Here is a 26,793-nt window from a genome sequence, read left to right as displayed (position 1 = left end):
TCACTTTTCCGCGACCTGCCGGGTCGAGGGATGGAGCGGGGCCTGACCCCAATCCCGAGCCGGCAGCCCTCAGCTCCGCGGCTTCAGGTTGTCCGGATCGTAGAGCGGTTTGTAGCCGATCGCCACCACCTCCACCGGATAGGTCTCTGCGAAATACTCCACGGCGAGCTTGCGGCCTTCCTGGCAATAGGCCCAGGGCAGATAGGCGAGCGCGATGTTCTTGCCGATGGTCGGACCATAGGCGACCGACGTCGTGAAGGAGCGGCGGCCAAGTTCGTCGACAAGTGTGGCGCCCGTCTCCGGGTCCATCACCGGCATCGTGCCGACCGGATAGCGCGCGACGTCCCTGGAATCGATATTGTCCGTCATGACGAGCGTGCAAAGCATGGCGGGCTGGTGGGTCCGGGCACGGTACTCCAGATGCTTCGCCTTGCCGCGGAAATCGGCTTCCTTCACCTTCGGCCGCGCGAGATCCGCCTCGAAGAGATTGTACTCGGTCAGGAGATCGGCGTTCTGGAGGCGCAGGCTCTTCTCCATGCGACGGCTGTTGGCGTAGGTCTCGACGCCGAAGGCCATCACGCCGGTCGACCGCAGCGCGTCCCACACGGCCAGCCCGTCCTCATAGGCCATGTGCAGTTCCCAGCCCTGCTCTCCGACATAGGAGATGCGGAAGGCCGTCACGTCCTTGCCGGCGATCCGGACATGCTTGATCGCCGCAAAGGGGAAATTCTCCGGCGAGAGGCCGTCCGGATCCTCCACGACCTTCTGCAGCGTCCGGCGGGCATTCGGCCCCCAGATGCCCACCGTAACGTTCTTCTCGGTCACGTCGGTCACCGTCACGTCGAAGCCTTTGTCGGTGGCAACCCGGCGCATATAGTTGAAGTCGCGCGGACCGGCATCGGCGCCGTCGATCACGCGGCAGCGGTCGGCCATGCGGATGACCGTCAGGTCGGCGCGCACCATGCCCTCGTCGTCGAGGAAATGGGTGTAGATGCCCTTGCCGATCATGGCGTCGCCGCCGATCCTGGCCGCGCACAGCCACTCCATCAGCGCCACGTGATCCGGGCCCTCGACATCGTAGATGGCAAAATGCGACAGGTTCACGATGCCGCAATCCTCGCTCATGGCGAGATGCTCGGCATTCGAGACGCGCCAGAAATGGCGGTTGTCCCACTCGTTCTCGCGCTTCGGAACGCGGTTCCCGTATTTCTCCAAAAGATGCTCGTTGGCGGCGTAACCATGGGCGCGCTCCCAGCCGCCCAGTTCCATGAAATAGCCGCCGAGTTCCTTCTCGCGTTCCCAGAAGGGCGAGCGACGCACGTCACGGCCGGTCGCATAGGGCTCGCGCGGATGGACCGCCGGGTTGTAGACCTTCTGCGCCGCCTCGCCGCAGCGTCCTACTATGAAGGTCTCCTCCATCTGGTGCGGATAGAAGCGCGCATAGTCTATGCGTGCATGGTCGATCGGCGTCCGGCCGTCGGTCATCCAGTCGGCGACGAGCTTGCCCATGCCGGGGCCGTCCTTGACCCAGATGGCGACGGCGTACCAGAGCCCCCTCACCTTCTGGCTTTCGCCGATAGAGGGGCCGCCATCGGCCGTCACCTGCAGCAGCCCGTTGAAGGAGTGGCTTTCATTGTAGCCCAACTCGCCCAGGATCGGCGTGAGTTCCATGGCGCGTTCGAGCGGCGCCATGATCTGCTCCATGTCGAGATCGCGCTGCGAGGGCGACAGGCGGGCCTGATCCTTTTCCAGGAGATCGCGCGGATGGCACAGGCGCGGATTGGTCTCCTCGTAATAGCCCCATTCGATCTGTCCGCCCTCGGCGGTCCTGGGATCGCCGGTGTCGCGCATATAGGCCGAGTTGCCCTGGTCGCGCAGCAGCGGCCAGCCGATCTCCTTGCCGGTGCCGGCGAATTCGTCATACGGCCCGAAGAAGGTGAGCGGATGGTCGACCGGCATGACCGGCAGGTCCTCGCCGGCCATTTCGGCGATCAGGCGTCCCCAGAGGCCGGCACAGACCACGACATGGTCAGCCACGATGGTGCCGCGATCCGTCACCACGCCCTTGATGCGGTCGTCCTCGATGAGGAGGGATTTGGCGGGCGTGTTGGCGAAGGCCTTCAACTTGCCGGCGGCCTCGGCCTGGTCGACCAGCTTGCCGGCGACGGTCTGCGAGCGCGGGATCACGAGGCCCGCATCCGGGTCCCAAAGGCCGCCCTGAACGAGGTTCTCCTCGATCAGCGGGAACTTTTCCTTGATCTCGGCAGGTTCGATCAGCCGGGCCCGTGTACCGAATGCCTTCGCCGAACCGACCTTGCGCCGGATCTCCTCCATGCGGTCGTCGTCGCTGACGCGGGCGACTTCGAGACCGCCGACGCGCGCGTAATGGCCCATCTTCTCGTAGAAATCGATGGAGTAAAGCGTCGTCCAGCACGACAGGAAATCATGGCTGGTCGTGTAGCAGAAGTCGGAAGCATGTGCCGTCGAACCGATGTCGGTCGGTATGCCCGATTTGTCGATGCCGACGATTTCGTCCCATCCGCGCTCGATGAGGTGATGGGCGACCGATGCGCCCACGATGCCGCCCAGTCCGACGATGACGACCTTCGCCTTTTCCGGAAACCCTGCCATAAGACGCGACTCCGCGATGATGTTGCCGGCGGACTATAGGTCGGGGCGGCGGCGCGACTGCAGCCTGTTTGCGACATCGCCAAAAAACCGCGCGACCAAAATCATGTCGGCTGCCCGCCAGAGGGTCAAGCGCGGGCCGCGGCAATGTCGAAACGCGGCTTCCACATGGTGGCCAGCACCACCGCCATGGCGGCGATGGACACGAAGTAAAAGCGGTCGTCAGGCAAGGGAAAGCTGGCGAACTTGCCGAGCGTGCCGATGACGAGCGCGAAGACCAGTGCATTGGCGCGCTCGGTGCCCGTCCTTCCAACGCGATTGAGCAGAGCCCAGGCCGCGATCAGCAGCGCGAAGATCGCCGGCCAGTCATTTTCCATGATCGCCACCAGCACGCCGCGTGTATAGCCGCGCATGATGGCGCCGAACGAAAAGTCCGGATGGAAGTTCGTCATCGAGTTCTGGACCTCGACGCAGGAGAAGTAGAAATGCGCCCACCATCCCGGGTGGCTGCCGAACCTGGACATGGCCACGCAGGCCACCAGCCCGACGACGAAGGTCACCAGGAGCGGAAGGACACGCCAGCCGAAGGCGATGGCCGTCAGAAGAAGGGCGAAGGCGAGCACGATGTTGTCCGGCCGGATCAGGACGGAGACAAGGAGGACGACGCAGGCCGCTATATCGCGCTTGCTCGCGAAGAGCAGAATGGCGAGCAGCGAGACGAATGACACCAGCATGTCGGGAACGACGGCCGTTGTCATGTGGGCATAGCCGGCGAGCATCAGGACCGGCGCCAGAAGGAAGGCCCCCTGCAGGGCATCGTCGCGGCCGAGCAGCCACAGGCACAGCGCGCCGAGCGCGAGCGACGGCAATATGCTCAGCAGCATCGACGCCTTGACCAGACCGGTCAGCGGCTCAAGAGCCTCGATGAGTGCGACATAGGCGACCTTCACCCGATACATCGATAGCTGCGACTGGAAGTCGGCCGGATTCTCCCATTGATGCTTGTTGTAGGGGGTGCCGTATTGGAGGTGGTAGAGCTGGGACTGGCTCGCCCCCTCCGAGACGCGCTTCCAGGTCTCGGCATGCAACTCCGCCGGATCGGGGTGGCGGTCCTCGAGTGCGGCGGCGACATAGGCCACCATGTCCCAATTGTAGTCGGGGCGCACGAGCGCATAGGCCGAGACCAGCAGGCAGATCGCGGCGAAGAACACGACGGCCAGGCGATCCAGCAGAACCTTGCTGCCCGCGGCCCGCATCAGGAGCCTTGCGGGCATTGTTCCCAAAGCCCAGCCGATCGCCGTGCGTTCGATGGCCGTCATGGACAAGTTCCCTTCCCTGTGCCCCTGCCCGACCGGGCCGTCACTTCACCTGGCTTTTCACGAAATCCTTGACGATGGCGACGATGCCGCGCGACAGCAGGCTGTCGAGTGCGTCAGCGAAACGGTCGACATGCTCGTTCCCGCAGATCAGCGGCGGCTCAAGGCGGATGACGTTGCGGTTGTATTCGGTGAAGGCGACAAGCACGTCGTAGTCGCGCAAGAGCAACGCTCCGACGAAACCCGACAGCGACCCCTTGAGCTTGTCGTCGAGCACGCTGACGACAGGCCGCAGCACCATCGGCAGGGTCTGCGAGAAGTCGTGGAATTCCAGCCCGACCATCAGGCCCTTGCCGCGCACATCCTTGATGATCGTCGGATACCTGGCCTTGAGCGCCTTGAGCCTGTCGAGCAGATGGTCGCCGACGGATGCGGCATTGTCGATCAGGCCATCGTCATAGAGGACATTGAGCGCTTCGATGGCCGTGATCGCGGCCTCGCCGATGCCACCGAAGGTCGCGGCCGCGTGGACCATGGCGGTCTTCGGCGTGCCATAGGCCTTCATGTAGACATCGCGGCTGGCTATCATCGCCCCGACCGCGGCCTTGCCGCCGCCGAGCGACTTGGCAAGGGCCGTCACGTCGGGCACCACGCCGTAATGCTCGAAGGCATAGAAGCACCCCGTCCGGCCATAGCCGCACTGGACCTCGTCGGCCACCCAGAGGACGCCGTAGCGGTCGCAGAGCCCGCGCAGCTTGCGCCAATAGTCCGTCTCGGCCTGGATGATGCCGCCGCCGCCCTGGATGGTCTCCAGCACGATCACGCCGATGGCCGGGTCCGATCGGAAGGCGTTCTCGACCGCTTCGATGTCCCCGAAGGGCACGCGCACCGTGTTGTCGACCAGCCTGAATTCGCCGCGATAGAGTTGACCGTCGGTGATCGACAGAACGCCCTTGGTCTTGCCGTGGAAGGAATTCTCGGCATAGACGATCTTCGGCCGCTTCGGCCCGGCGGCACGCTCGGCCACCTTGATCGCCGCCTCCATCGCCTCGGACCCCGTCGAACCGAGAAACACCATGTCGAGCTCGCCCGGCGAGCAGGCGGCGAGATTGTGCGAGAGGGCCGCCGCATATTGCGACATGAAGGCGATCGCGATCTCGTGCCGCTTCTCCTCCTGGAACCTGCGGCGCGCCTCGAGAATCCTCGGGTGGTTGTGGCCGAAGGCGAGCGAACCGAATCCGCCGAAGAAGTCGAGGATCGCCCGCCCGTTCTGGTCGTAATAGTACATCCCCTCGGCGCGCTCGATCTTCACCTTATGGAAGCCCAGCAGCTTCATGAAATGGAGCTGGCCGGGATTGATGTGCGCCTTGAAGAGATCGGTGATGCGGGCAACGTCGAGGTTCTTCGCCTGTTCGACGGTGATCAGGTGGGGTTTCGGCGTGCCGTTGCTGGCAAGTTCGCCGGCGCGGTCGCCGCCATCAGCGGTTTTGGTCAAGGCGTTCATCACTCGCTCCTGTCTCACTCCGCCGCAACCCGGCTCTCCGAGGAGGCCCGGCCATCCCTGACGGCGCGGTATTCACTGTAGGCGGCGATCAGCATGTCCTCGTCGCGATAGCGCGGGGCCCAGCCGAGCTCGCGTTCGGCCTTCGATACGTCGAGCACACACATCTCGTCGGCGATCAGATACTGCTCCGGATCCATGATCGGCATGTTCAGGAGGTCGAGCAGGTCGAGCGTGCGCTTCACCGCCCAAGCCGGCGTCGGCAGGAGGACCGACTTCGACCCGGCATGCCTGACGAGGTCGCCGAGCAGCTTGCGGACCGGCGGCGGATTGAGCGATCCCAGATTATAGGCCTGGTTGGGCACGCCTGCCTTCCATGCGAGGCGTGCCGCCTCGGCGCAATCGAACACCGAGATGAACTGATAGGGGTTGCGACCCGAGCCGATCATCGGCACCGGCAGGTTCCAGTCGATCAGCTTGAACAGCTTCGCCAAAATGCCGAGGCGTCCGGGACCGATGATCAGCCGCGGCCGGAACAGGGAAATGCTCATGCCGCGCTCGCGCCACTGGGCCGCAAGTTCCTCGGTCTTGAGCTTGGACAGTCCGTATTCGCCGAGCGGCGCGGCAGGGTGATCCTCCGTCTGCGGCCAGGCATAAGTGTGGCCGTAGATCATGTCGGTCGTATAGTGGACGAGCTTGCCGGCGCCGGCCTTGTCCATGGCCTGGATGATGTTCTCCGTGCCGCGGAAATTGACCGGCCAGAAGAAATCGTGACGCTTGGCGCGAACCTGGATCGGCGAAAGCATCTTGGCCGAAAGGTTGTAGACCATGTCGTCGGGCCCGATGCCGACCGCCGCGACCGAGGCCGGATCGGTCACGTCGCATTGGACGAAACGCGCCGGCCGGTAGTGCGGCAGTTCGCTCCTGACGATGTCTGCGACGATCACCTCTTCGCCGTCGGCGAGAAGCAGAGGCACGAGATGGCGGCCGACGAAACCGTCGCCGCCGAAGATCACATGTTTCATTGGACGATCTCGCTTGTCTGGACCGGCTTGGAGGGATCGGCTTCAGGTGCGGCATGGCTGCGTCCGCTCTGGGCGATCAGCACCGTCCCGACGCAGATGAAGCCAATGCCGGCGATGCGGTAGGCGTTGAGGTCCTCTCTGAACACGAAATAGGCGAAGACGGCCACCGCCACATAGGCAAGGCTGAGGAAGGGATAGGCGAAGGAGAGTTCGACCTTCGACAGCACATAGAGATGCGAAGCCATCGACACGACGAAGGTGAGGAGGCCTGCGAACACCCATGGACTGAATACGATCTGCAGCAGCCGCAGTACCGGATTGGCGCCCTCGAAGGAAATCGGCCCAAGCGTGATCATGCCCTGCTTCAGCATGAGCTGCGCGGCGGCATTGGTCATGACCGTGAAGAGGATGAAGGGTATGTATTTCATGCGTCACCTGTCCTGACCAGTACTAACACCAATGTCGAAACATTTCGTGAATAGACGAAATAAAAAGCAAATTCAGTCTGTTAGTTCTTCCTTTGAAACTTCTTCCGAAACGCCCTCAGGCGGCTGCCGCCGCCCCGCCCGGAGCGGCCGGCAGCCTCAGCGCCGTGCGCGCCCAGAAGGCCGAAAGGAAGACGGGGTCTCTCAACCTCTCCAACTCGCGCCAGTTCGGAAACGAGGCCGCGAAGGTCGTCGCAGCCATGCGTGCATCCTTGTAGGGATTGACCGCCCCACCCGCGCCGACGGTGATGCGGTCGAGTTCGGAAAGCAGCGCCAAGGTCGACGCGCCGTGATTGGGAAAGTCGAGCGTGAGCGTGTAGCCCGGCCGCGGAAACGAAATCAGCCCGGGCGAGCGCATGTCGCCGAACCGCTTGAGCACGGTCAGGAATGAGCCCTGCCCGGCCGTGCGCGCGGCTTCCAGCATCCGTGGGATCGCTTCGCGCGCCGCCTCGAACGGGATCACGCTCTGGTGCTGGAACAGGCCTCGCGGCCCGTAGAGACGGTTCCAGTTGCCGAGGCTGTCGAGCGGGAAGAAGAACGCCCGATAGCCGCTGCGCCGCGGCTCGGCCGACGCGCCCTTTCTCCAGCGATAGGCGGCATTGAAGACGGACAGGAACGGACGATTGAGCACATTGACCGGAACTCGGAACGGGATCGAAAGGCGCGGCGCTGACAGGTGTGCCGCGCGACCTCCCTCCATGCGGTGATTTCCCGTCATCATGAGACCGCGACCCGCATGACGGCCCGATGCGAGTTGGTCGACCCAGGCGACGGCATATTCATTGGCCTGGTCCGCGGCTTGAGCGAGATCGAAATACTCGCCGAGGTCGCGGAATGGCGTCACCTGCTCGGTTACGTCGAGCGAAGGCACCCGCATGAGCCGGATCACGGCGGAGAGGATCAGGCCGGTCAGTCCCATGCCGCCGATGGTGGCGGCGAAGAGCGGAGAGTTTTCGGTGGCCGAGCAGGCATGCACGCGCCCGTCGGACCGCAGCAGCCGCAGCGAGCGCACATGGCGGCCGAAGCTGCCGCGGCGGTGATGGTTCTTGCCATGGATGTCGTTGGCGATGGCGCCGCCCAGCGTGACGAATTGGGTGCCGGGCACCACCGCCGGAAAGAAGCCGTGCGGCGCCGCTGCAGCGATGATGTCGCAAAGCAGCGTCCCGGTTTCCGCCTCCATCAGCCCCGTCTCGGGATCGAAGGACAGGATGCGGTTCATGCCGCGCATGTCGACGACGGTTCCGGAATCTGCCTGGCAGCTGTCGCCGTAGCTGCGCCCGTTGCCATAGGCGAGAAAGGAGCGCCGACGCATGTCTGCCGCCTTCAGGCCGGCAATCGCCTCTTCGGGAAGGATCGCGGCACGCGCCGGCGGGGTCGCCAGGCCGAAGCTCTGGAAGGCGCTCATGGCACGTTGCTCGCGACCACAAGCAGGATCGCACCGATGCCGGCGACCAGCTGGCTCCGCCAGTCGCTGATGATGAAGACGACGGGATCGTCATGCATTTCATCCCGCCGCGCCAGGATCCAGACACGCATGGTCAGATAGAGCACGATCGGGGCCAGCGGCCAGATCATCCAGGGATGTGGGTAGAGATCGCGTACAGCGGCGCTGTCGATATAGAGCGCCAGCACCAGCGCGGAGGAGAAGGCGGCCCCCATCCCCGCCTGCGCGATGATCTCCTGGTCCTCGGTGCGGTAGCCGCGGCCGGCGATCCGCTCCTTGGCGGGCAACGGCGTCGAACGCAGCTCGACGTAGCGCTTCACCAGCGCGAGCGACAGGAAGAAGAAGATCGAGAAGGCGAGCAGCCAGAACGACACTTCGGTGCCGGTCGCGGCGGCGCCTGCAAGGATGCGCGTCGTATAGAGGCCGGCCAGCGCGAGCACGTCTATCAGCAGCATGCGCTTGACCGCCAGCGAATAGGCCGTCGTGCCAACGAGATACGCGGCGAGCGCCGCCCAGAACAACGGCGGCAGGAACGCCGCGGTGAACAAGCCGACCGCCAGCAGCACGGCCATGGAAACAAGCCCGAACCGCATCGACAGAAGCCCGCTGGCGAACGGCCGGCTGCGCTTGGTCGCGTGGCGGCGATCCAGCGTCAGGTCGAAAAAGTCGTTGACGATGTAGACGGCCGACGCGCAGGCGCTGAAGGAGACGAAGGCCAGCAGGCAGGCCAACAGCATGTTCAGGTTCAGATATTCGTGCGCCAGCACCATCGGCACGGCGATCAGGCTGTTCTTGAGCCATTGATGGGCGCGCAGCATTTTTGCGACGGTCCGCAAGGTCGGCTTCGGCGTCTCCAGGAGCTCGCAGCGGTGCATCGCCTGCCAGCGCGCGGCTTGGCGGTCCGGCGCGACGACGATCGCCTCGCGCGCGGCATCGAACACCTTCAGGTCGTGACGGCTGTTGCCGACATAGTCGAAACCGCCGTCGCCATAGGCTGCGGTGAGCACGGCGCGCTTTCGCCCGGCGGTGACGTTCTCCCGGCCTTCGGTGGCGATCACGGTATCGAAAAGGCCGAGATGGGCGGCGATGGCGTCGGCGAACTTACGGGGGGTTCCGGTGGCGAGCACGATGCTGCGGCCGGCATCCCGTTCGCTGCGCAGCCGGTCGAGCACCGCAGGCCGATATGGCAGCACGGTAGCGTCGATATCGACACGGGCGGCAATCTCCAGCTTCAGCCGCGCCGGCCCGCCGGTCGCGATCCACACCGGCACCATGAACAGAAAAAGCGGATTGCGCCTGATAAGCAGGAACAGGCCTTCCCACAGAAGATCGGTAGCAATCAGCGTGCCGTCGAGGTCGACGGCCAGAGGCACCGCATTCCCGTCCGATCGCACGTCCATCGCCGTCGTTCCGCCGTCTCCCGCATTGTCTGCGGGGTGACCCATAACGGACGAGCACGCTACCGACCGTTAATCCCCCGCATCCGGCAGAGCCACTCTAGCCTGTTTTCAACCTGAAGGTTAACCGGTGATTGCAGGGTATACACAAAGGCCGGGTTTGAGACCCGGCCTTTGCTTCATGCTCGCACAGAGGACGTCTACTTGATCCTGGCAGCCCCGCCGGAGATCTCGATGGTCTCCGACCCCGTCAGCGCTTCGCGGTCGCCATTGGGCATGGTGACGAAGCAGCCGTTCGGGCAGAACTCGACGGTCTGACCGGCAGGCAGTGCAAGCTCGGTCTTGTTGCCGCCTTCGGTGACGACCAGGGTACGCGGCTCCGAGTCGAGATTGACTGCGCTCGCAGCCATCCCGTGGCCGTCCATCGCAAGGAGCGCGGCGAACGCGAGACAGTATTTCTTCATTGCGATACCGGTGTTACCACCGCCTCTGTTGCACTGAGAAGGGCCTTCGGCCTTCTTTCGTGGGACCTTATAGGACTTCCATCCTGAACGGCAACTGAATGCGCCGTTCAGGCGCGGTTTCGCCGGAATTGGCGGATCGTGCCCCGCCGATCGGGAAGCCTCAATGGGGATCGGGCTTCCGGACCCTGCCCTTTCGTTTCGGGGCTGCCCTCTCGGCCTCCCTGGCGGCGGCGGCCCGGTGCTTCTCCATGAGATCCGCATCCGCCCGGTCGTCGTCGGTGGGCCAGGCCTCGGTCGCCTGCTCGGAAGCGGCAGCCCTGACGAGGAGTTCCCGGTGAGGATAAGGAATGGTGATCCTCTCGCGCTCGAACGCGTCCACAATCGCGAAGCGGATATCGTTCTGCACGCTCACACCGTTGAGGATGTCGGACAGGAAGACACGAACCTCGAAGTCGAGCGAGGATTCGCCGAAGTTCACGAAAGCCACGGCGGGTTCAGGATTCTTGAGCGCCATCGGATGGTTGCGAGCTATCTCCAGGAGGAGGCTGTGGACCTTCCTCGGATCGGAACCGTAGGCCACCCCGACCCTGACTTCGATGCGCCCGAGCTTGTTCTTGTGCGTCCAGTTGCCGACCGCGGCATTGATCAGCTCGGAGTTCGGCAGGATGACGGTCTGGCGCTGGAACGTCTCGATCTCGGTGGCGCGAACGCTGATTTTCTTGACCGTGCCCGTGACGGCGCCCGCCACGATCCAGTCACCGACCTTGAACGGACGCTCGGCCAGCAGGATCAGGCCCGACACGAAATTGGAGACGACGTTCTGGAGGCCGAAGCCGATGCCGAGGGAGAGCGCACCGGCGACCAGCGCCAGATTGGAAAGGTCGATGCCGGCGGCCGAAACGCCGATCAATGCCGCGAGCGCGACGCCGGCATAGCCGACGGCGGTGCGAATGGAGTTGCGGACGCCGGCATCGAGCTTGCCGCGTGCCATGACCGAACCGTCGAGCCAGCCCTGGAACCAGCGGGTAACGAAATAGCCCAGCACGAAGACGATGATGCCGGTGAGGATGCCGGTCAACGAAAAGGAGAAGGAGCCGATCTTGATCTCGGTCGCGAACCTGTAGATCCAGGCGGTGATGTCGCCCGGCTGGAACCCCCAGAGAAAAAGGATCAGTGGCAGGCCGATGATGAGCACGAGGATGTTGACCGCGATGCTGACGACGAGCCCGAGTTGGTCGAGCGTGGTCTCGTCGAGCTTGAAGACCTCGCCGAGACGCTGACCCATCTTCGTATTGGCGAAGGCGCCTTCGTCGGACATCGCGCGCGACGACAGGAAGCCGAGATACATGGTCGCCAGCACCGCGCCGGTGATGACGATCTGAGCCGACATGAAGCGCGCCAGCCCGATATAACCGAGCAGTGCCGCGATGATCGTGGCGCCGCCCAGAAGGAACAGGGTGAAACGCAACAGCGGATGCCAGCGCCGTGGCCGGCCATCGTCGCCGGAAGCAGGCCTCACCATCCCAATGAAGATGACCAGCAGGCCGGTAAGTACCGTCGAGATAAGACTCTCGCCGACCGTCAACGCCAGAGGCGAACTCAGCACCTGGTAGACCTGGCTGAGGAATGCGTCGACGCCGGTGAAAAGCGCGGTGGCGAAGACCAGCCAATGGAGCAGCCGCGCCGCCCCGGTGTCCACGTCGATCAGCCGCCAGTTCGGCAGCTTGGGCGATAGCACCGCATCGCCCAGGCGATGGACGAAGAACACGATCCCGATGACGCTGAAAAGCGAGGCCATGATCGTGGCGATATCGGGCCGCAACACACCGAAATACTGATAGAGCAGATAGGTCGTTGCCAGGAACACGCTCACGGCCGCGGTCGGAACCAGTGTCGACCAGAAGGCCACGGACAGGCGGCTGAGATAAGACGGCTCCTCCACCAGAGGGTCGGCATCGAAGAGATCGCCGAACAGCCGCCGCCCGCCGACCAGCAGCACCACAGCAGCCACCAAGGCGAAGAAGGTTGCGGCGAGCACCGACTGCAGCTTGAACTGCACGACGAAACGAAGCCACGACGATACGGTCCGATAGAAGGTGGCCATCTCGGAATAGGCGGCACCGACGACTTCTCCCAGCAACTCGTAGCCGACGTCATAGCGTTTGGTCAGAAGGCTCTGGAACAGCTCCCGGCGGATTTCGGCGATATTGTTGATCAGGCCGGTAACGCGGATCGACATGCTCTCCGCATTGCCCAGCAACACGTTGATCTCGGCCTTGTCCGCCACCAGTGACTTTCGCTCCGACGCGACCGCCTCCGGTTCGGGCGGCTGCCCCTCCGCCGGCGCCGGGCCGAGCTGCTCGAGCCGGGCATTGATCTCAGCGAGGCGCGGACGAAAGGCGACGCCGCTCGCCAGCAATTGGCGCGACAGCTCCTCGAGCCCGGTCCTGATCTCGACGAGATTCGCGTCGTCCTGCGAATTGGCGCCGATCTTCTTTTCGAGCGCGTCGATCCTGGCCCCGAGTTGGCCGACGACCTGCTGCTGCTCGGCGAGCAGTCCGTTTCCCGGGCCGCTGCCGTTCTGTGCGCCAGCAAGCGTGGCCCAAAGTACGGCCAGAAGCAGGATCAGGGGGACGGCGAAGCGCCGGAAGGACAGGATCGGCATGGGGTTCTGCAGGCTGTGCCCTCTGCGTGACGGTTGAATCCGCGCCCTTGATAAAGATGCCCGCAGTCAGGGGCAAGCCACGCCTCCCGGAAGACAAGGCGCAACGGCAACGCCGGCCTCGGGAGTCGGCCCTGCGAAAGGGCGTGGCGCAATCCTTGCCTTGGTCCGTCGGCCGCCCCGATAGTGTGCGCCGGAATCAGCAACGGATCACAACTGCCAATGGCGGAATATTCGGCCCTTTCGCTCTTCAGGAACGCTCTTGGCGGCAATCGCGACTGGAAACCGGCATGGCGCAAGCCGGAGCCGAAACCCGCCTATGAAGTCGTCGTCATCGGCGGCGGCGGACACGGCCTGTCCACCGCCTATTATCTCGCCAAAGAACACGGCATCACCGACGTGGCGGTCATCGAGAAGGGCTATCTCGGCTCGGGCAATGTCGGCCGCAACACGACGGCCGTGCGCTCCAACTACCTCCTGCCCGCCAACACCCGCTTCTACGAGCATTCGATGAAGCAGTGGGAGACGTTGTCCCACGAACTCAACTACAATGTGATGTTTTCGCAGCGCGGCGTGCTCAACCTCGCCCATTCGCCCGCCCAGCTCGACGACTATGCCCGCCGCGGCAACGCCATGCGCCATGACGGCATCGATGCCGAGCTGATGAGCCCCGCCCAGCTCGCGCGGGAGGTACCCGGCCTCGACCTGTCGGCCTCGGCGCGCTTCCCGGTGGTGGGAGGCCTCATGCAGCGGCGTGCCGGCACGGCCCGGCACGACGCGGTGGCATGGGGTTATGCGCGCGGCGCCGACCGGCGCGGCGTCGACATCGTCGAGAACTGCGAGGTGACCGGCTTCCTGCGCGACGGCGACCGCATCACCGGCGTGACCACCACGCGCGGCGAGATCAGGGCGAGGAAGGTTGCGGTCGCGGTCGCCGGCAGCACCGGGCATGTCATGCGGCTCGCCGGCATCGAAAGGCTGCCGATCGAGAGCCATGTGCTCCAGGCCTTCGTGTCGGAATCGCTGAAGCCCTTCCTGAACACCGTCATCACCTTCGGCATGGGCCATTTCTACATGTCGCAATCCGACAAGGGCGGCCTCGTCTATGGCGGCGACATCGACGGCTACAACTCCTACGCGCAGCGCGGCAACCTGCCGATTGTCGAGGAGGTGATGAGCGAGATGCTGGCGCTGTTCCCGAGCCTCGCCGGCGTGCGGGTGCTGCGTTCATGGGGCGGCGTCTGCGACATGTCCATGGACGGCTCGCCGATCATCACGACGGGGCCGCTGCCGGGCATGTATCTCAATTGCGGCTGGTGCTATGGCGGCTTCAAGGCAACGCCCGCCTCAGGCTTCGCCTTCGCCTGGACGATCGCGCGCGACGAACCGCACGAGATCAATGCGGCCTTCACGCTGGACCGTTTCCATCGCGGCCTCGTCATCGACGACAAGGGCCAGGGCGCGACGCCCAGATTGCATTAGACAATGAGAATGATCCTCTCCACGTCCCCCTTTCCCGCGGAGCGCAAACCATGCTGATCCGCTGCCCCTATTGCGGCTCGCGCGACGTCTCGGAATTCACTTACCAGGGCGACGGCAACCGCACCCGCCCCGATCCGGCATCGACGGATCAGGCCGCATGGAACGCCTATGTCTACGACCGGCTCAACCCGGCCGGCGAGCATCATGAGATCTGGCAGCACTCGGGCGGCTGCCGGGCCCATCTCGCCGTCACCCGCAACACGCTGACGCACAAGATTTCCGATGTCGCGATGGCGCGCGACCTGCGCGAAGCCGGAGCGAAGCCATGAGCGCACGCCGCATCGACGCGGGCCGGCGCATCGACCGCAGCCGCACCATCCGCTTCACCTTCGACGGCCATCCCTATACCGGCCACCCCGGCGACACGCTGGCGTCCGCTCTGCTCGCCAACCGGGTCTCGCTGTTCGGCCGATCGTTCAAATACCACCGGCCGCGCGGCGTGATCGCCGCCGGCGTCGACGAGCCCAACGCGCTGGTGACAGTGCTGCGCGACGACGTGCGCGAGCCGAACATCCCGGCGACAATGCTGGAGATCCATGACGGCCTCACCGTCGTCAGTCAGAACCGCTTTCCGTCGCTCGGCCTCGACATCGGCGCCGTCAACCAGGTGGCCGGCAATCTTTTTTCCGCGGGGTTCTACTACAAGACCTTCATGGGCCCGGCGATCGGCCCGCTGAGAGGCACGCGCTTCTGGATGTTCTGCGAATACTTCATCCGGCGCGCGGCAGGCCTCGGCCGGGCGGGGCTGGCGAAGGATCCATCGCGCTATGAACGCATGAATGCCTTTTGCGACGTTCTGGTCGTCGGCTCCGGGCCCGCCGGCCTCATGGCGGCGAAGGCCGCCGCCGACCAGGGCAGGCAGGTGGTGCTGACCGAACTCGATGCGCGCTTCGGCGGCTCCGCCAACTGGTCGGGCGAGACGATCGGCGGCGCCGGCGCGGCCGATTGGGCCGAGGCGATGACGCGCGACCTTGCCGGACGCGGCAATGTCCGGCTGCTGCCGCGCACGACGGCCTGGGGCTACTACGACGACAACACGATCGCCGCGCTCGAACGCGTCACCGACCACAAGGCCGCGCCCGCCGAGGGCGAGCCGCGCCATCGCCACTGGACGATCCGCGCCGGCGCCGTGGTGCTGGCGACAGGCGCCTTCGAGCGCCCGCTGGTGTTTCCGGGCAATGACAGGCCGGGCGTCATGTTGGCCGACGCGGCCGTCCGCTATGCGGTCGAGTTCGGCGTGCTGCCCGGCGCGAGGATCGCGATCCTCACCAACAACGACAGCGCCTACCGCGCGGCCGCCGCGCTCGCACGCGCGGGGGCGACCATCGTCGCGATCGCCGACGTGAGGGCCGACATCTCGGCAGCCGCACACGAACTTGCCGCCGAGACGGGCGCGGAGATCTTGACCGGCCATGCCGTCGTCGCCACCGAGGGCAAGGCGCTGGCAGCCATCAAGGTCCAGAAATTCGATGCCGCCACGCGAGCCTTGTCGGGCGATCCGCGCAGCATCGCGGCCGACCTGCTCGCCGTTTCCGGCGGCTGGTCGCCGGCCATCCACCTCGCCAGCCAGGCCGGCGCGCGGCCGGCCTGGCATGACGGCTTGCAGGCCTTCCTGCCGCCGAAACCAACGCAGCGCTGGTTCGGCGCGGGCGGCTTCAACGGCAGCTTTTCGACGTCCCGGGCGATCGAGGAAGGCCGGGACGCCGGCCTCGCCGCTTCGGGCGCGACCATCGGCAACGGACGGCTGCCCGATGTCGGCGAGACCGAGATCGACCATCACCCCGCCCCCGTCTTCGAGATCAGGGCCAAGGGCAAGGCCTTCGTCGACCTCCAGCACGACGTGACGGCGGAGGACGTGCGGCTCGCGCATCGCGAAGGTTTCGTCTCGGTCGAACATCTCAAGCGCTACACCACGCTCGGCATGGCGACCGACCAGGGAAAGACCTCCAGCGTACCCGGCCTCGCCATCATGGCCGAGGCGCTCGGCAAGCTCGTGCCCGAAGTGGGCACCACGCGCTTCCGCCCCCCCTTCGCACCGGTTTCGATCGGCGCGCTCGCGGCGGAGCGCTACGGCGACCTGAAGCCCGAGCGGCTGACGCCGATGCACGACTGGCATGCCGAAAACGGCGCGACGCTCTATTCGGCCGGCCTCTGGTTCCGTCCGCAGATCTACGGGCTGCCCGGCGAGACGGTCGAGCAGGCCTATGTGCGCGAGGCGAAGGCCGTGCGCGATCATGTCGGCATGGTCGACGTCTCGACCCTCGGCAAGATCGCGGTCAAGGGACCGGATGCGGCAACCTTTCTCGACCGGATCTACACCAACCTCTTCTCCACGCTCGCCGTCGGCAAGGCGCGCTACGGACTGATGCTGCGCGAGGACGGCTTCGCCTTCGACGACGGCACGACGTGGCGGCTCGGCCAGAACGACTTCCTGATGACCACGACCACCGCCAATGCCGGCAAGGTCATGCAGCATCTGGAGTATTTCCTCGACGTGATCTGGCCGGAGCTGAGAGTCTCCGTCACCTCCGTCACCGACGAATGGGCCGGCACGGCGATCGCCGGCCCGAATGCGCGCAAGGTCCTGGAAGCCTGCGTCACCGGCACGGCCGTCGACAATGCCACCCTGCCCTTCATGGGCATCGTGCATGGCGAGATCGCCGGCGTGCCGGTCATGATCTGCCGCCTCTCCTTCTCCGGCGAACTCGCCTATGAGGTCTATTGCGGCGCCGGCTTCGGCACCCATGTGTGGGAAGCCCTGCTGGAAGCCGGCGCCCCGTTCGGCATCCTGCCCTATGGGCTCGAGGCGCTCGGCACGTTGCGCATCGAGAAGGGCCATGTCACGGGGGCGGAGATCGACGGCCGCACCACGGCGCGCGATCTCCATCTCGACTGGATGCTGTCGAAGAAGAAACCCTTCATCGGCTCGGCCATGATGGACCGCGAAGGGCTTGTCGCGGCCGACCGCCTGCAACTCGTCGGTCTCGTGGCGCTGGACGATCGGGCGCTCAATGGCGGCGCACATGTCGTCGAAGAACTCGACCGGGCGCGCGCCCATGGTTCGATCGGCCACATCACGGCTGCCTGCTATTCGCCGGCCCTGGGCAAGCATGTTGCGCTGGCGCTGGTGGCGAGGGGCAAGGCGCGCCACGGTACCCGCGCCTTCGTTTCCGACCCGCTGCGCGACCGCTTCGGCCCGGTGGAGATCGTCAGCCATCATTTCTTCGATCCCGAAGGGAGCCGCATGCATGGTTGAGCCGGTTTCTCCGCTGCTCCCCGTCTGGAAGCCCGGGCCGCACGGTCGCCTCGCCGAGAGCGCGGGCGTCGTCCTCACCGAGACGAGGCCCGGCTCGATCGCCGAGGTCACCGCATGGCCGGGCAAGGAAGCCTCCGTGGTCGGCGCTATCCGCTCGGCGACCGGGCTCGCATTGCCGGAGGGCGCGGGCGCCGGCGTGGCGGAGGAAACGAAGGCGGCCTTCGCCGTCGCGCCCCGCCGCTTCCTGGTGGTCGATCAGGCCGCCGGTGCAGAGACGGCCCTCGCCAGGCTGATTGGCGACGAAGACGGCGCCGTGACCGCCCTCTCGCACGGGCGCACGGCGATCCGGATTTCGGGCGCCCGTGCCGAATGGGTGCTGGCGAAATTCTTCGCGATCGATTTCTCGCCGGCCGCCTTTCCGGTCGGTGCGGGCCGATCGACCGCGCATCACGACGTCTTCGCCCAGATTCAGCGCACGGCGCCGGAGCAGTTCGACCTCTATGTGTTCCGCTCCTTCGCCAGGAGCTTCTGGACGGCGCTCTGCCACGGCGCTGCCGAAGTCGGCTACGAGGTGCGATAGCGCCGCCCGCCTGCATCTACCGGTCCACCCTTCGCAGCTGCAGCGCAACTGCTGTGGCGCCCGTCACGGATTTGCGCGAAGCGGGCACGCGGTGAACCTGCAGTGCATGAAGAGACCTCACCGGCAGGCGATCCGCTTCTTCTGGAGCGCTAACCTCGCTCGGGGTCGACCATATCGAGGAAGCGCGTCACGACATCCTCGCCCGCCACCGGCTCGCTGCCGACCATCACCGCCACCGAGAAGGCGATCAGCGACGACACCGGATTGTGGCTGCTGGCCCCTGCCCTCAGGTTCATCACCAATGTCGGGCACAGGAACAGCGCAAGCCGGATCACCTCGCGCCAGTCGGGCGACAGCAGCCCGCGCTCGGAAAGTGTGGCAAGCAGCGGCCGCCAGAAGGTCCCGGCCTTCACCTCGAGCAAGGCCAGGCGGATGCGGCTCGGCTGCCAGTCGGTGACGATGTCGAGCACGCCGTCGGCGAATGTCGCGTCCGCGCGATAGCGCGTCGCGGCCTCGGCCGGATCGTAGAGCCAGAGCGGATGGGCGAAGATGTTGTGGAATGTCGCCTTGATCTCGGCGAGAAGCGTCGGCACGTGGCTGCCGGCGAAGGCCGGATCGAAGAAGGCAAGCGACGGCGCGCCGCCCCCTTCCACGTACCAGACATTGGCGTTGTGGGCGTCGCCATGGGCGGTCACGCCGCCTGCATCCGCCAGGCGATCGGGCCGCAGCCGCTCTGCCGCCGCGGCGAACAGCTCGCCGATCGTCCTGCGGTAGCGCACGCCGTTGATGACGACTGCCGCCCGGCTGAAAGCCTCCCAATCGAGCTCGACGCCGGGAAACCGGAAGCTCCGCCCGACATAGAAGTCGGCGAAACGCCCGCCCGGCAGCGCGCCGCTTTTCGGGTCGATCAGCCGTTCGTAGAACAGGCGATGGATCGGCTCGGCCGCGACTTCGGCCGCGTCAACGGGATGGAGCGTCTTGCGACAGACTTCGAGCAGCGCCTCGTTGAGCTTCCGTTCGGCCGCAAGCGCCCGCGCCTCGGCCACTTCATCGGGCGCGAGATCGAGGCGGCGCAGGACATCGGAGAAGCGCGGATCGGTGCGGCGGCGATAGATCAGGATCTGCTCGCCAGGCAGCGCCGACATATGGACGGGATTGTCGACCGGCAGTCCGGCTTTGGCCAGGATGTCGGCGCGGTAATATTCGCCGCTCATCGCCTCCTCGCCCTCTTCCTGATGGAACTTGAAGAAGAAGGCTTCATCACCCGTCCGGAAGAAGCCGTTGAGCGAATTCAGGCTGTAGCGGTCGCGATTGATCTCTACTCGTTCGGCCTCGATGCCGAAGAGGTCGCGCAGCAATTCCGCCAGCGCGCGGGCGGCGGCATCGCGATCCTCGGCTGCCAGCCGGCGGATCTCGGCGGTCCTGCTTTGCGTGACGGTCACGTCTGTCCCTTTCCGATGCCCCGACGAAGAGCCGGCATAGAGGGAGTCGGCGGTCATGGCTACGGGCGGCGCATCCTCACACGCCGCCCGCAGGCTTGATGTCAGGCCGCGACCGCCACCCGGCGGGAGCGTATACCTGCCACGATCATCAGCCCCGCCAGCAGGAGAATGAAGCTGCTCGCGGTGAAGACGCCGATGCCGCCGCTGGTGTCGAAGATCGCGCCGCCTGCCGCAGCGCCCAGCGCAATCGCGAACTGGATCGCCGCGACGAGCAGACCGCCAGCGCTTTCCGCCTGGTCGGGCACCGTGCGGGTGAGCCAGGTCGACCATGCCACCGGCACGGCGCCGAAGGCCATGCCCCAGATCGCCACCATCACCGCGCCTGCCGCGGGCTCGCTGCCCACCGTCACCAGGCCGAGACCCAGAAGGCCCATCAGCAGCGGCATCGACAGCAGCGTCATCCGCAGGCTGTGCTCCAGCAGGGGACCGGCCAGGAGCGTGCCGAGGAAATTGGCGATGCCGAAGCCGAGCAGGATGCCCGAGACGCCGCCGATGCCGACGCCGGTCACGGTTTCCAGGAAGGGACGCACATAGGTGAAGAAGGCGAAATGCCCGGTGAAGATCAGCATGGCCGCAAGCATGCCGAGCGCGATCCCGGGTCGCGCCAGCACCTCGCCCAGCGTGCGCAGGCCCGCCTGCCCCGTCGGCGCGATCCTGGGAAGCGTCGCGAACTGCACTGCCAGCGCGACGCCGGCCAGGACAGCGGTGAGCAGGAAGACGCTTCGCCAGCCGATCACCTCGCCGAGATAGCTGCCGACCGGCGCGGCCAGGATCGTGGCGGCGGAAACGCCGCTGAACATGATCGACAGGGCCCGTGGCACCAGCGCCTCGGGCACGAGGCGCATGGTCACAGCCGCCGACATCGCCCAGAAGCCGCCGAGCGCGGCGCCGAGCAGCACACGACCGATGAGGAGCAGCGGCAGCGATGGCGCGAGCGCGACCAGCAGGTTCGAAATGATCAGCATCGCGGAAAAGGCGAGCAGCACGACACGCCTGTCCAGATCCCCGATCGCGGCCGGGATCAGCAGGCTCGCCGCCAGCGCCACCAGCGCCGTCGCCGTGACGGCCTGACCCGCCAGTCCTTCGGTGATACCGAGATCGGCCGCCATCGGCGTCAGCAGGCTGGCCGGCAGGAACTCCGCCGTCACCAGCCCGAACACGCCGAGCGTCATCGCAATGACGGCGTCCCAGGCGGGCTTGTCCCGAGCCGGCATATCTCGGATGGACCTGTCTCGGGCCGGCTTGTCTCGGGCTGGGGCCGCCTCCGCCGGTGGTAATGGTTCGCTCATCGTCTGTCCTTTCAAGGGAGCTGTGCTGCAATGCAGCAGAATTAGGATGGACATTCCGGACGCACCATGTCACTAGATCCGGAATGCTTGATCGAAAGTCCGAAACCGGCACGCAGCCATCCGCCCGGCAAGTTCTGCCGGATCTCGTCAGCGAGCTCTTGATGGGGATGCGCCTGGTCGGCGGCAACTATCGCCGCATCCAGCTCTCCGCCCCCTTCGGCGTCCGCTTCGGCACTGTGGAAGGACGGGCGCAGTTCCATTTCGTCGCGCGAGGGCCCGTGCTGTTGCGCCGCAAGGACGGCGGCGTCCATGTCATGGATACCGGCGATGCCGTGCTCCTGCCGCGCGGCGGCCTGCACGACCTCATCTCAGACCGCGACCTGCCCTGCCGCGACGTCTCCACCTACGAGGCGGCGCTGCTTTGCCAGAGCGTCAGCGAGATCAAGGATTGCAACGGCTGCCGCTCGACCGACGTGATCGTCTTCAGCGGCTGCATGGATTTCGATCTCGGCGGCATGCACCCGCTGGTCGCCCTGATGCCCGAGGTGATGTTCGTGGGCACGCTGATGGAGCGTTATCCCGAGATCCTGCCGATGCTGGAGGCGATGGAGCGCGAGGCGCGCGACGCCCGTGCCGGCTTTGCCGGCATATTGGCGCGGCTCGCCGACGTCGTCTCGGCCTTCATCGTGCGCGGCTGGGTGGAATGCGGTTGCGGCGACGCCACCGGATGGGTGGAAGCGCTGCGCGACCCGCGCCTCGGCCGCGTGATCGCCGCCCTCCATCGCGATCCCGGCCGCAACTGGACGCTGGCCGACCTCGCTGCCGAAATGGGCAGCTCACGTTCCGTCTTCGCCGAGCGCTTCCTGGCGGTGACGGGCATGACGCCGGTGCGCTACCTGACCGAACTGCGCATGCGGCTCGCCTCGCAATGGATCGGCCGCGACCGGATGCCGATCGAGACCGCCGCCCACCGCCTCGGCTACGGCTCCCAGGCCGCCTTCAGCCGCGCCTTCAAGCGCGTGATCGGCAGCCCGCCTGGCGTAGTGAGGGGTGGCGGGGCTTCGGCGGACGTCTGATAGCTCCGCACGGAGGAAAAGGCGAGTTGGTGCGTCCTTCGAGGCTCGCTGCGCTCGCACCTCAGGATGAGGAACGTAGTGCCAGCCTCCCTCGTCCCGAGGTGCGCAGCGCCAACGCTCTTCAGCCTTGGCGCCGGCCTCCCTCGTATCTGCCGGCTCCTGTTCTTCGGCCGGGGATAACCGAGCAGCCGGCTGTCCTGTTAAAAACTGGAAATTTACAGGACGGGCCTGTTATTCAGGCATGCCGTCGAAGGCAGGGTGACGGGGCAATGCTTGCGGCGCTCGCGCCGCCCTCGCCGGCCTGCCGACATCTCGCGAAGGATCGGAGAGGACCGCCTGCCGGGAGGGCTCGCCTCGTTGTGCGGATATGTACTTCCACCAGCGCGTCGTGTGAAGAAGGATTCCATAGTACACGACAGAGTGAATGATGACCCCGTTTGGGGGTGGCGCGCTGCCCTACCTTCGTCATTCTCGGGCCCGAGCCTACGCGAAGCGTGGGCGAGGAGACCCGAGAATCCATGCCGTGAAAATCGCGGTTGACTGCTTCGATGCAGAATATGTGCTGGGCTTGGGCGGATGGATCGGGGAGCCATCCTCTTCCTCGACCGTCTGCGGCCTTCGGATCGGTCACGGAATGGATCCACGGATCGGTGCGCCCTCCGCTTCGCTGCGTGCGCTCGTCCGTGGATGACGAAGCGGATATGTTGCCGCTGATCACCCGCGACCGCTGCGTCGTGTATTGTGGAAAGATTCACGCGACACCCTGCAGGTTTTTGATTTGGTGCATGCCTCTTTTTCCCGAAACCGCTGCACACTTTCGGGAGATATGCTCAGGCGACTCGGCCGGAGCCGGCGGACGCAATTCATCACGTTGAAAGCAGGCGTCAAAAATTCACTGTGGCGGCGCCGGTGTCAACGGTGGTCAGCAAGGATTGATCGACTGCAGAGATGTGCGCCTGCCATCCATGACATGAATTCCTGCTGATCGAGCACCCGTGCCGAGATGCCGTATCAGCGGGTCGATCCATACGCCCGCCTGCCCGCCCCTTTTTCAGCGAAGGGCGGGCAGGCCTGGCTTCAAGGCCGGATGTTGTGGTTGACCCGGAAGAGATTGGCCGGGTCGTATTCGCGCTTGACCGCGACGAGCCGGTCGTAGTTGTCGCCGTAGGCGGCACGCAGGCGTGCTTCGCCCTCGTCATCCATCATGAAGTTGACATAGGCGCCGCCATGCGGATTGTGCTTGTGCACCGCGGCCCAATAGTCGCTCGCCCAGCGTTTGAGCTCGGGCGCCTTCTTCGGATCGGGATCGATGCCGGCGATCACCATGGACCAGCGCGCGCCCCGGGCGCCCCAGGCGGTGGCATCGGAAGCCACGTCCTGGACCGCCCCGTCGATTGGGTAGAGATGCATCAGCGACAGCTCGCTGGGGCTCTTCGCGCCGTGCTCGACATGGGCGGCGATCGCCGCATCGGAGAGTTCGTCGACATAGTCGCCCTTCCAGTGCCATTGCAGCCCCTTCGGTAGTAGCGGATCGAACAGGCCCTGCAGATCGACGAAAGGCATCTGCATCATCCCGTCCATCAGCGGCGCCGGCAGCGCGTCGCGCGCCGGCTTCATCGCCCGCATGCCCTCCTCTTCCGTGCCGTTGTAGCAACTGATCAGCGCGCAGATGCGCCTGCCCCAGATCTCGCGCGGGAACGGATCGCAGGACGGCACGGTCTTGATGCCGAAGAACATGCCCAGTTCCCGCGGCGCGCCGGGCAGGAAGTCGCGATACCAGCGCATGACCTCGGCGGCATCGGCGATGTCGTAGAAGATCGGCCCGGCATAGACGTCCTTCGCCGGGTGCGCCCGGAAGAAAAAGGCCGTCACGACGCCGAAATTGCCGCCGCCGCCGCGCAGCGCCCAGAACAGGTCCGGATGCTTGTCCTTGCTCGCCGTCACGACGCTGCCGTCGGCCAGCACGACCTCGGCGGCGAGCAGGTTGTCGATGGTGAGGCCGTGCTTGCGCGTGAGATGACCTGTGCCGCCGCCCAGCGTCAGCCCTGCCACGCCGGTGGTCGAGACGAGGCCTGCCGGCACAGCCAGCCCATGGGCGCTGGTGGCGCGATCAACCTCGCTTTGCGTGCAGCCGGCTTCGGCACGAACCGTACGGGTATGCGGGTCGACGTCGACCCGCTTCATCGGCGACATGTCGATGACCATGCCACCGTCGCAACCGCCGAAGCCCGGACCGCTGTGGCCGCCGCCGCGAATGGCGACGAGCAGGTTCCACTGCCGGGCATGATTGACGGCTGCGACGACGTCTTCGACCTCGGCGCAAGGGACGATCCAGCGCGGCCGCTTGTCGATCGCGGCATTGTAGAGCGCGCGCGCCTCGTCATAGGCCGGATGGTTTTCGCCGATGAGGCCCGCCCGGAGCCGCCCGGGGAAGTCGTGTGGGGTCATTGCCTTCTGCATCTTGATCTCTCAGGTTCGGAGCAAGTCATATCGGCGCCGCAGCGCAGACGAGCACAACGTCCCGCGCCCTGGATATTTGCTGATCGCCGGTTGAATCTGCCGCATCCATGCGGCTGTGCTTGTCTTACACCGGTTTCTTTTCAGGTGTTTTTCTGAAGCGGCGTGGGAGTGTTTCGATTGTTTCAGGGGTGAGCAGGGGCGCAAATTGTAGCGGATCGGGTGGGAACTCCGATGCCGGGTGCGCGGGGGGCAAAGGGGGCGCCCCGATCCATCGCGATCCTGGCCGGAACTGAAGCTGGCCAACCTCGCCGCCAGGATGGCAGCGCACCTCCCCGAGCGGTTTCTGCCCGCACCCCAACCCGAGACCGGACTTCTGCGACGATTTCGATCCGGCGAGTCGCGAGATCAAGCAGGAACGTAGGTCAACCTGATCACATCCTCGCCAATCCGATCATTGGTCATAAGGCGGAGCGGCGGCCGGGGGCCGGCGAAATACGGCTTGCCGTGACCAAGCACGACGGGGTGCAGGTAGATTCGATACTCATCGATCAAGCCAAGTTCGGTGAGGCTTTGCGCCAAGTCCGGGCCAGCAACTTCGATCTCCCCGTCGCGCTCGACCTTCAGCGCGCGAATCGCGCCCTCCAGATCACCCTCAACAAGCCTGGCGTTGGGGCCGACCGACTTCAACGAGCGCGAGACGACCCATTTCGGCTGGTTGCGCCACGCCGCCGCGAAGGCGTGATGTTCTGCATCCCATTCAGCATGATCGTCATCCCAGTAGCGCATGATCTCGTAGATTTTGCGACCGTACAGGCTGCCCGCCTGGCCCTGAGCCTCCTCGATGAAGTGACGGAAGAGCGTGGGGCTCGGCGCGAACGCCATATGGTCGACGTAGCCGTCCAGGGACTGGTTCATTCCGAACACGAGCTTGGCCATGCCTTTTTTCTCCTCCCAAGCGCCGCGCGACCGGGGCGCAATGCAAAATGGTCTGCGCCAGGGCGCAGTTGGATTTGATATGTACTCCCCCCACCCAGCAAGCGCCGGCGTGATGCCTCATGCGGTGCGGGGTCGCCACGGCTCGTGCTCGTGCGCGAGCCAGACCAGCTCGGGTTCCAGCGCGTGCACCCGCAGCTGGCCTTCGGTGTGCGGCTCGTCGAGCTCGCCAAACCAGACCGCCACGTCGCCGCCAACGACGACCGGGCGCCCGCCAGTCTCGACGACGACGACCTGCATGCCGGCTGTGTGGCCCGGCGCCGGGACAAGCCGGAGCCCGGGAAGCAGTTCGAGTTCGCCGTCGACCGGCACATACCGCACGCCGGGCGCATCGACCCACTCGCGAATGGTGTACTCGTCCTCGCTGCGCGCGTCGTCGAGCTCCCGACGCTGGACGTAGATCGGCTTGTCGCCGAAGAGGTGGTTGCCGCCGCAATGGTCGGCGTGCAGGTGTGTGTTGACGACGATGTCGATGCCGGCAAGGTCGAAGTCCTGCCTGCTCAGTGGATGGAGGCGGGGATCGAGGTCGGCCACCGCCGGGTGCAGCTCCGTCATGCCGGTGTCGACCAGTACGCGCGCATCGGGGTGGTCAATGACGTGCACGTAGACCGGCATCCGCCCGCCCTCGACAAGCAGGTCGGCAACGAGGATTGGCGTGATGGTGATCGAGGCGGGGGCGTTCATCTTCTCATCTCCGTCAACATTTGCACGCTGCTTGCCAGGTCGCGCATGTCCTCGATGAAGTGGCGGAAGAACGTGGGACTCGGCTCAAACGCCATATGGTCGACTTAGCCGCCCACGGACTGGTTCATTTCGAACACGAGCTTGGCCAGGCCACTTCCTTTCCTCACGCGGCATATCCGCGGCTCTGATTGCGTTATGCAAGCAGTTTCAAGTTAGATCGATTGATCTTAAATTGCAATCGGTTTTTGGAGTGCGCATGAATGACCACGCCCGGGCTGCCAGATCAATCCGACTCTCGATGCCCTGGGGGAGCGCCGGAGCCTGATCGTCATCCGCGACCTGATATGAAGCCGACAAGACCGGGTTGCTGAAAGCCGAAGCGGTCCGGCCGCATCAACCCGGCCGCTTCCTGGCGGGGGTCGCGCCATCGCCGACACCGGCCGCATATCGAAATCCCCACAGCCGCTGCCCGTGGCCCGCGGGTTCCTT

The 26,793-nt window shown here is 65.5% G+C and carries 19 protein-coding genes and 1 pseudogene; 5 read left to right on the top strand and 15 right to left on the bottom strand.

From position 1 onward, the window contains the following. Positions 1–69: 69 nt before the first annotated feature. From JN280_RS20035 to JN280_RS19995, 9 genes are all read right to left on the bottom strand, one after another. On the bottom strand, positions 70–2,631 hold the full coding sequence (locus JN280_RS20035; RefSeq protein ID WP_202304497.1) for a GcvT family protein: 2,562 nt from the start codon (positions 2,629–2,631) through the stop codon (positions 70–72). A 125-nt stretch (positions 2,632–2,756) separates the two neighbouring features. After that, positions 2,757–3,947 carry a hypothetical protein gene (locus JN280_RS20030; protein ID WP_202304495.1) on the bottom strand — a complete coding sequence of 397 codons (1,191 nt, stop codon included), beginning with the start codon at positions 3,945–3,947 and terminating at the stop codon, positions 2,757–2,759. A 40-nt stretch (positions 3,948–3,987) separates the two neighbouring features. After that, a complete protein-coding gene (locus JN280_RS20025) occupies positions 3,988–5,448 on the bottom strand; it encodes an aspartate aminotransferase family protein (protein ID WP_202304493.1) in 1,461 nt (486 codons plus the stop codon). A 14-nt stretch (positions 5,449–5,462) separates the two neighbouring features. Then, on the bottom strand, positions 5,463–6,470 hold the full coding sequence (locus tag JN280_RS20020) for an NAD-dependent epimerase/dehydratase family protein (RefSeq protein WP_202304491.1): 1,008 nt from the start codon (positions 6,468–6,470) through the stop codon (positions 5,463–5,465). After that, positions 6,467–6,898, bottom strand: coding sequence for an EamA family transporter (locus tag JN280_RS20015; protein ID WP_202304489.1), 432 nt, complete (start codon positions 6,896–6,898; stop codon positions 6,467–6,469). Before JN280_RS20015 ends, JN280_RS20020 begins: the two co-directional genes overlap by 4 nt. 115 nt (positions 6,899–7,013) lie before the next feature. Further along, positions 7,014–8,360: an FAD-binding oxidoreductase gene (locus JN280_RS20010; protein WP_202304488.1), complete on the bottom strand. Its 1,347-nt coding sequence runs from the start codon at positions 8,358–8,360 to the stop codon at positions 7,014–7,016. Further along, on the bottom strand, positions 8,357–9,799 hold the full coding sequence (locus tag JN280_RS20005; protein ID WP_202304487.1) for a UbiA family prenyltransferase: 1,443 nt from the start codon (positions 9,797–9,799) through the stop codon (positions 8,357–8,359). The genes JN280_RS20010 and JN280_RS20005 overlap by 4 nt, the downstream gene beginning before the upstream one ends. Positions 9,800–9,996: 197 nt before the next feature. Beyond that, positions 9,997–10,260 carry a hypothetical protein gene (locus JN280_RS20000; RefSeq protein WP_202304486.1) on the bottom strand — a complete coding sequence of 88 codons (264 nt, stop codon included), beginning with the start codon at positions 10,258–10,260 and terminating at the stop codon, positions 9,997–9,999. Positions 10,261–10,420: 160 nt separating this feature from the next. Next, positions 10,421–12,925 (bottom strand): mechanosensitive ion channel family protein, encoded by a 2,505-nt coding sequence (locus tag JN280_RS19995; protein ID WP_202304485.1) that lies wholly within the window; start codon positions 12,923–12,925, stop codon positions 10,421–10,423. A 219-nt stretch (positions 12,926–13,144) separates the two neighbouring features. Here JN280_RS19995 and JN280_RS19990 point away from each other — a divergent pair, with 219 nt between their 5' ends. Genes JN280_RS19990 through soxG form a run of 4 tightly spaced genes read left to right on the top strand, consistent with a single transcriptional unit; the run spans position 13,145 to position 18,300 of the window. Continuing rightward, positions 13,145–14,404 (top strand): sarcosine oxidase subunit beta family protein, encoded by a 1,260-nt coding sequence (locus tag JN280_RS19990; RefSeq protein WP_202304484.1) that lies wholly within the window; start codon positions 13,145–13,147, stop codon positions 14,402–14,404. A gap of 50 nt (positions 14,405–14,454) precedes the next feature. After that, on the top strand, positions 14,455–14,733 hold the full coding sequence (locus JN280_RS19985; RefSeq protein ID WP_202304483.1) for a sarcosine oxidase subunit delta family protein: 279 nt from the start codon (positions 14,455–14,457) through the stop codon (positions 14,731–14,733). Continuing rightward, positions 14,730–17,720: a sarcosine oxidase subunit alpha family protein gene (locus JN280_RS19980; RefSeq protein ID WP_202304481.1), complete on the top strand. Its 2,991-nt coding sequence runs from the start codon at positions 14,730–14,732 to the stop codon at positions 17,718–17,720. Before JN280_RS19985 ends, JN280_RS19980 begins: the two co-directional genes overlap by 4 nt. Then, positions 17,713–18,300: a sarcosine oxidase subunit gamma family protein gene (gene soxG / locus JN280_RS19975; RefSeq protein WP_202304480.1), complete on the top strand. Its 588-nt coding sequence runs from the start codon at positions 17,713–17,715 to the stop codon at positions 18,298–18,300. The genes JN280_RS19980 and soxG overlap by 8 nt, the downstream gene beginning before the upstream one ends. A 149-nt stretch (positions 18,301–18,449) precedes the next feature. On the opposite strand, the gene JN280_RS19970 is transcribed toward soxG, so the two are convergent. Together JN280_RS19970 and JN280_RS19965 are read right to left on the bottom strand one after the other, a co-directional pair. Next, positions 18,450–19,742, bottom strand: coding sequence for a hypothetical protein (locus tag JN280_RS19970; RefSeq protein ID WP_202314910.1), 1,293 nt, complete (start codon positions 19,740–19,742; stop codon positions 18,450–18,452). 101 nt (positions 19,743–19,843) lie between these two features. Continuing rightward, on the bottom strand, positions 19,844–21,016 hold the full coding sequence (locus JN280_RS19965) for an MFS transporter (protein ID WP_244741785.1): 1,173 nt from the start codon (positions 21,014–21,016) through the stop codon (positions 19,844–19,846). A gap of 158 nt (positions 21,017–21,174) precedes the next feature. Here JN280_RS19965 and JN280_RS19960 point away from each other — a divergent pair, with 158 nt between their 5' ends. Continuing rightward, positions 21,175–22,167 carry an AraC family transcriptional regulator gene (locus tag JN280_RS19960; protein WP_202304478.1) on the top strand — a complete coding sequence of 331 codons (993 nt, stop codon included), beginning with the start codon at positions 21,175–21,177 and terminating at the stop codon, positions 22,165–22,167. 1,077 nt (positions 22,168–23,244) lie between these two features. On the opposite strand, the gene JN280_RS19955 is transcribed toward JN280_RS19960, so the two are convergent. From JN280_RS19955 to JN280_RS39510, 4 genes and pseudogenes are all read right to left on the bottom strand, one after another. Beyond that, positions 23,245–24,627, bottom strand: coding sequence for an FAD-binding oxidoreductase (locus tag JN280_RS19955; protein ID WP_244741782.1), 1,383 nt, complete (start codon positions 24,625–24,627; stop codon positions 23,245–23,247). Positions 24,628–25,032: 405 nt separating this feature from the next. Next, a complete protein-coding gene (locus JN280_RS19950; RefSeq protein WP_202304476.1) occupies positions 25,033–25,563 on the bottom strand; it encodes a dihydrofolate reductase family protein in 531 nt (176 codons plus the stop codon). Positions 25,564–25,680: 117 nt separating this feature from the next. Further along, on the bottom strand, positions 25,681–26,304 hold the full coding sequence (locus JN280_RS19945) for an MBL fold metallo-hydrolase (protein WP_202304475.1): 624 nt from the start codon (positions 26,302–26,304) through the stop codon (positions 25,681–25,683). 2 nt (positions 26,305–26,306) lie between these two features. After that, positions 26,307–26,453, bottom strand: a pseudogene (locus JN280_RS39510) (dihydrofolate reductase family protein); the annotation flags it as partial. Positions 26,454–26,793 lie beyond the last annotated feature (340 nt).

Source organism: Mesorhizobium sp. L-8-10 (genome assembly GCF_016756635.1).
Lineage (GTDB): Bacteria > Pseudomonadota > Alphaproteobacteria > Rhizobiales > Rhizobiaceae.
Note: the sequence above shows the minus strand (reverse complement) of the source record. Positions and strands in the feature narration are given on the sequence as shown.